The sequence below is a fragment of the Clostridium sp. CAG:43 genome (assembly GCF_000434655.1).
Lineage (GTDB): Bacteria > Bacillota > Clostridia > Lachnospirales > Lachnospiraceae > Otoolea > Otoolea fessa.
Window position 1 is genome coordinate 25,617 of the sequence record NZ_FR895107.1, and the last position, 6,288, is coordinate 31,904.

The 6,288-nt window shown below is 50.2% G+C and carries 6 protein-coding genes and 1 pseudogene; 6 read left to right on the forward strand and 1 reads right to left on the reverse strand.

Annotated features, from left to right (window positions below; genetic code table 11):
* The 5 genes and pseudogenes from QVO97_RS10185 to sigE form a co-directional block, all read left to right on the forward strand.
* Nucleotides 1–572, forward strand: a pseudogene (locus QVO97_RS10185) (UDP-N-acetylglucosamine 1-carboxyvinyltransferase); the annotation flags it as partial.
* Nucleotides 544–1,317: a cell division protein FtsQ/DivIB gene (locus QVO97_RS10190; RefSeq protein ID WP_288189608.1), complete on the forward strand. Its 774-nt coding sequence runs from the start codon at nucleotides 544–546 to the stop codon at nucleotides 1,315–1,317. The pseudogene QVO97_RS10185 and the gene QVO97_RS10190, both read left to right, overlap by 29 nt.
* 233 nt (nucleotides 1,318–1,550) lie before the next feature.
* The gene (gene ftsZ / locus QVO97_RS10195) at nucleotides 1,551–2,777 is read left to right on the forward strand and encodes a cell division protein FtsZ (RefSeq protein ID WP_022360220.1); all 1,227 of its coding nucleotides are present in this window, start codon (nucleotides 1,551–1,553) and stop codon (nucleotides 2,775–2,777) included.
* A gap of 281 nt (nucleotides 2,778–3,058) precedes the next feature.
* Nucleotides 3,059–3,847 carry a sigma-E processing peptidase SpoIIGA gene (locus QVO97_RS10200; RefSeq protein ID WP_022360221.1) on the forward strand — a complete coding sequence of 263 codons (789 nt, stop codon included), beginning with the start codon at nucleotides 3,059–3,061 and terminating at the stop codon, nucleotides 3,845–3,847.
* A gap of 56 nt (nucleotides 3,848–3,903) precedes the next feature.
* Nucleotides 3,904–4,662, forward strand: coding sequence for an RNA polymerase sporulation sigma factor SigE (gene sigE / locus QVO97_RS10205; protein ID WP_022360222.1), 759 nt, complete (start codon nucleotides 3,904–3,906; stop codon nucleotides 4,660–4,662).
* On the opposite strand, the gene QVO97_RS10210 is transcribed toward sigE, so the two are convergent.
* On the reverse strand, nucleotides 4,616–5,683 hold the full coding sequence (locus QVO97_RS10210; protein WP_022360223.1) for an acyltransferase family protein: 1,068 nt from the start codon (nucleotides 5,681–5,683) through the stop codon (nucleotides 4,616–4,618). The genes sigE and QVO97_RS10210 overlap by 47 nt on opposite strands.
* Before the next feature lie 242 nt (nucleotides 5,684–5,925).
* Here QVO97_RS10210 and QVO97_RS10215 point away from each other — a divergent pair.
* A partial coding sequence (locus QVO97_RS10215) for a sigma-70 family RNA polymerase sigma factor (protein ID WP_288189612.1) occupies nucleotides 5,926–6,288 on the forward strand: 363 nt, incomplete at its 3' end.

Consider the following 6,288-nt stretch of genomic DNA (forward strand, 5'->3'; position numbering starts at 1 on the left):
GGACCTATCTTCTTGCCGCTGCGTCCTGCAGCGGTGAGGTGATCGTGGACGGCGTGCAGACACAGGAGCTACGTGCATTGACCGGGGTGCTGGAGCATATGGGCGTTTCGCTTTATCAGGAACCGGAACTTATATATGTACACAGCGGACAGCGCCTGCGGGCGGTATCGGTGAAAACCGGACCGTATCCGGCGTTTCCGACCGATCTGCAGCCGTTTTTGATGGCGGCGCTGTCACGGGCAGATGGAACCAGTATGCTGCGGGAGACGGTATTTGAAAACCGGTTTGGCACAGCGGCGGAGCTTAAAAAAATGGGGGCGAACATCGAATGCAGCGGGAACATTGCCCGGATTGACGGAGTGGAAACCTTGCGGGGAGCTTTGGTGCGTGCCCGTGATCTGCGGGGCGGCGCAGCCCTGACGGTGGCAGCCCTGGGGGCGGACGGATGGACCAGAGTATCAGAATGTGAACATATTGAGCGGGGATATGAAGATATTTGCCGGGACTTGCGGGCATTAGGAGCAGAGATCCGGCGCCGGGAGGATGATGGAGATAGAGAAGATACAGATTGAAAAAAAGACAGAGGAAAAGGTATGGCGCCGCCGTGGAAAAAAACATATCTGGATCACGGCGGCAGCACTTCTTGTGGCAGCCGCGTTTTTTGTCGGTCTGTCGCTGCTTCAGATCAATACAATCCATGTCAGTGGAAACCGGCAATATACGGCAGAGCAGATAGAGGCGTCTATTTTCGAATCGCGGCTGAGCCGGAATCCGGTGTTCTGCTATCTGCAGTACCGCTTCCGGCCGCACAAGTCAATTCCGTTCGTGCAGGATTACAAGCTGGTGTTCCGCAGCCCGTCGGACGTGGAGGTGATCGTCTACGAGAAGAGTGTGGTTGGTTACGTTTCCTACATGAACAGCCGGATGTATTTTGACAAGGACGGCATCATTGTGGAGAGCACAAGCGAGACATTGCCGGGTGTGCCGAAGATTGCCGGACTTTCCTTTGGACATATCGTGCTGCATCAGCCGCTGCCGGTCGAGGATATCAGCGTTTTCAACGAGATTTTGAACCTGACGCAGGTGCTGTCGGTCAACGAGGTTGCGGTGGACGAGATCCGTTTTAATAAGGAAAAGGAAGCGACGCTTCAAATCAGGAGCTTGAAGGTTGAGCTGGGAAGCAACAGTGAGATGAACGGGAAACTTTCGGAGCTGACGGATATTCTGCGGGATTATCCGGATCTGTCCGGAACCCTCTATCTGGACAGCTACGATGAATCGAATGCAAATCCGATGTACCGGTTTGATAAAAACTAGGAAGAATCGGCAAAATCGTGCTGCAGCTGCCAGCATATGGAAATTGTGACGTTACTGTACACGTATGCGTGAACAGTAACATTGTGACTGGTTTATTGAAAATTTATAAAAGAAACGATTGATTTTTTGCTGAAAATCAAATATAGTATTAGGTAGGCTAGATTTAAAAGACCCTAATTTTAGTATAAAAATGATAAAACCGGAACAGATGGGAAAATGAAGGAGGAAGTATCTTGTTAGAGATAAAGATAAATGAAGCAGAGAACTCTGCCAGAATTATAGTAGTAGGTGTCGGCGGAGCCGGTAACAACGCTGTCAACCGCATGATCGATGAAGATATTGCCGGTGTAGAATTTATCGGTATCAATACAGATAAGCAGGCACTGCAGTTCTGCAAGGCGTCCACAGCTATGCAGATTGGTGAGAAGCTGACCAAGGGACTTGGTGCAGGCGCAAAGCCGGAGATCGGTGAGAAAGCAGCTGAGGAAAGCCAGGAAGAACTGGCACAGGCTCTCAAGGGTGCAGATATGGTATTCGTTACCGCAGGTATGGGCGGCGGTACCGGTACAGGTGCAGCTCCGGTTATTGCACGTATCGCAAAAGATATGGGCATCCTGACGGTCGGCGTTGTCACAAAGCCGTTCCGTTTCGAGGCCAAGACCCGTATGAGCAACGCGCTCAATGGTATCGAAAAACTGAAGGCAGCTGTCGATACTCTGATCGTTATCCCGAATGATAAACTTCTTGAGATCGTAGACCGCCGTACCACGATGCCGGATGCACTGAAGAAAGCAGATGAGGTTCTTCAGCAGGCAGTACAGGGTATTACCGACCTGATCAATGTTCCGGGTCTTATCAATCTTGACTTTGCAGATGTTCAGACCGTTATGGTGGACAAGGGTATCGCTCATATCGGTATCGGTCATGCGAAGGGTGATGACAAAGCACTTGAGGCTGTTAAGCAGGCTGTATCCAGCCCGCTGCTTGAGACAACCATCGAGGGTGCAAGCCACGTTATCATCAATATTTCCGGCGATATCAGCCTGATCGAGGCAAATGACGCAGCCAGCTATGTACAGGAGCTTGCAGGCGACGATGCCAATATCATCTTCGGTGCGATGTACGATGAGAATGCACAGGATGAGGCGACGATCACTGTTATCGCGACTGGACTGGATTCCCACGGTGTGAACACACCGGTTGCAAAAGCGATGACTGAGTTCAAGACTCCGTTCAAGGCAAAGACGACTGGCAATACATACGCTCAGCCGGCAGCACAGACTGCAGCGGCAGCGCAGCCGACCTACAAGGCACCGACCTTCCGTGCACCATCTGCAGCAGCACCGGCACAGCCAGTCGCTCCGAAGGAAGCACCGCAGTCGGCACCGGCACAGCCGTTCCGCCCGATGCGCCAGGAAACACAGATCAATATTCCGGATTTTCTGAGAAATAAGAAATAATATAAGAGTGAGAGATGAGCTGCTCTTGCTTTAGTAAAAATACAAAATATATACAGAAGCAGTTGCTTTTGGAAGAGACACGCATTAGAAGTGAAAATTTCTGATGCGTGTTTTTTTATCGTCGATTCAGACCTTCGACTTATGTCGAATCTATTCAAATTTCACGTTTTCCCCCCGATTTTTGGCGATCAAAACAGGCGTTTTGCGCCCTCGGTTTGACAAATTTTGCGGAACTTTTTTCTTATAATATCCCGTGTCGGACAGAAAGGTGGGAAGAGACAGTGACCTATCGTGTGTATGCGGATGTCATCCTGCTGCAAAATCTGGCAGCGGATTTCCTGCTTCTGTCGGTGGTGAAGAATTGCCTGCGTCTGCCGGAACGCCGGTATGGGCGGTTGGCAGGGAGTCTTCTGGGAGCCGTGTATGCGTTAGGAATGGTGTTAGCTCCGGTTCCACTGGGATATGCCGGGCGGATGCTCCTAAGCGCCACGATGAGCGTGCTGATGGCATGGACGGCATTTTCCATCCGTAGGAAGTCGGAGGCGGCAGAAGCTGCGATCGGGCTTTACATAGCATCTATGCTGGCGGCTGGCTGCATGGAACTGGTTCAGCCGCTTGGAATACGGGTGAATCTTCTGTTCTGGCTGTTTACCGCGGGGGGCAGTTTTCTGATTCCATCTGCGGTGTGGCGGTTTGGTATGCAGCGGTGTATGAAGCTGGAACACCAGTACGCGGTAACGCTTTTTAACAAAGGCAGGGAGCGGCATGTGCAGGCGATTCTCGACACAGGCAACCATCTGACGATGCCGCTTTCGGGGCGTCCGGTGCAGGTGCTGGATGCGTGTGCGGCAGAGAGATTTTTTTCCTGGGAGGACGGTGTCCAATACATCCCATTTCGGAGTGTCGGAAAGGGCGGCGGCGTGATTCCGGCATATCAGGCGGAGCGGATGGAAGTGTTCGGTCAGGGCGGTATGAGGGTGATTGAGAAGCCGTGGATTGCCATTTCACAGGAGGCGCTGTCGCAGAAGGGCGAGTATCAGATGCTGCTCAATGAAAAATATTGGTTGTGAAGAAAAACAGCCGTTATGGTCTGAACCATAGCGAACAACATAAGGGGGAAAAGCGTATGTTTATAAAAGTTTCAGTTCCAGGTCAGTTTCGTTTAAAAATGATGCCGTCGTTCCGGTCATTTCTGATGCACCGGGACGGGGAAGTTCATTATATCGGGGGAACCGATATCCTTCCGGCACCGTTTGACAGTGTGCGGGAGGCGGAGGTTTTAAGAAAATTTGGAACCAGTGAGGATAAAGAGGCGCGTTCGGCGCTGATCGAACACAACCTGCGCCTGGTGGTCTACATAGCAAGAAAGTTTGACAACACCAGCGTGGGCGTGGAAGATCTGATTTCGATCGGGACGATCGGTCTCATCAAGGCGATCAACACGTTTGACGTGGATAAAAATATTAAGCTGGCGACCTATGCATCCCGTTGTATTGAAAATGAGATTCTGATGTATCTCCGGAGAAATAATAAGACGAAGCTCGAGGTTTCGATCGATGAGCCGTTGAATGTGGACTGGGATGGAAATGAATTGCTTCTGTCGGATATTTTGGGAACGGATGAGGATATTATTTACCGGGATCTGGAGGATGAGACAGAGCGGAAACTGTTGAATGCGGCGATCGACCGCCTGAATCCGCGGGAACAGAAAATCGTGAAGCTGCGCTTTGGTCTGGGGAGAGATCAGGAAGATGAAATGACCCAGAAGGAGGTTGCCGACCTTCTGGGTATCTCGCAGTCATACATATCGAGGCTGGAAAAGAAGATTATGAAACGCCTCAAGAAAGAAATTTCGCAGCAATGCGGTCTATACACCAGCCGATAAGTGCTGGAAGAAACAGACCGATCAGGATGTAAAACGGACCCATTTCATAGCGGAAGGAGACCGGGAAGTTGGAAAGTGTTTCCGGTATTTCCTTCAAAATGAAGCGGGCATAGGCAAAATCGATCAGCTTGAACAGCGTGAAATGAATCGCCATAATGTCAAAGGAATGGCGTCCTAAAAAGGCAAGGACCTTTGCCAGCGGTCTGATGCGCTCGGACAGGTCGGAGAGCGAAAGGACGAAGTAAATTCCAATGATGGAGATCGGATAAAATAAGACGCCCGGAATGTGCATGCTTGCCAGATCGATGAAAATGTGAAGCTTTGTGTTCGTCAGGTGCAGAAGCAGGGCGCTTATCAGGCAGCCGTACCAGACCGTATAGTGGCGGAAATTGGAGAAAAACTGCTGCATCAGCCAGGCGATGAGATAGACCGGAACAACGAGCAGTGCCGCCTGCAGATTGTAAGGGAGCGGGCAGCTTCTCATATTTAAGAAGACACCGGCAAGGCCAATCAGGATGCATGCAAATGCACATACAGGAAGCTTGACATTATCTTTCCGGGTGAAGCGGGCAGCTGCGCGTCCAAACCAGACGCATCCGGCAAAGAGTCCGGAGGACACCAGCCAGACCGGCAGAAACCAGAGGGCACCCTGAACCTGTTCCGGGGAGTTGAAGGAAAGACTGCTCATCCATGCCGTAAGCATTCTGGTGTGGTTGTAAAGTTCCTGGCCTGCATAGAGCCTGTGCGTCACAAAAAAGTTGTGAAGCAGGACAAAAAACAGCGTGTAGAACATATACCTGGGCCATGCACCGGCGAGACGGGAGCCGAAGTAGAGAAACGGCGTATCCCCGTATTTCGTTTCATTATAAAAATAGCCCGTGATAAAGAAGAACAGCGCCAGGTGGAACAGATAGACGAACGCACCGGCGAAATATCCGGTATGCCCCAGCACGATCGCAATAATGCCCCATCCCTTTACGATATCCCAGTAGAGGGAACGGGCTTTTTTTTGTGTGTTCATGAATGGATCTCCTTGTGGTTGAATTCTATTTTCTATAAATAAGATTGATCGTAAAATCCCTGAAAATATATTTTACTATGGAACGGCAGAAAAGGCAAGAAATTGGAATGAGTGAAAACGGTTCTCATTTGTCCGGGTATAAATGAGCTTTGAATTGTCCATTCTAATGTATAGGTGACAAAACAAAAATCAAAACGATTCAACCGTTTGCGTTGATCGTCCATCATACGGAGGGAATGGAAATGCCGGTCTATAAAGTGGAAATCTGCGGGGTCAATACATCCAAGCTGCCTCTTTTAAGTAATGAGGAGAAAGAAGAACTGTTTCGCCGGATTCTAAAGGGCGATCGGGAGGCAAGAGAACAGTATATCAAGGGGAATCTGCGGCTGGTGCTCAGTGTAATACAGCGCTTTTCGGGCAGCCGGGAAAATGTGGACGATCTGTTCCAGATTGGCTGTATCGGTCTCATCAAGGCGATTGATAATTTTGATATTACCCAGAATGTCCGTTTTTCGACGTATGCGGTTCCGATGATTCTGGGGGAGGTAAAACGGTATTTGAGGGATAACAATTCAATCCGGGTCAGCCGGTCGCTCCGCGATACA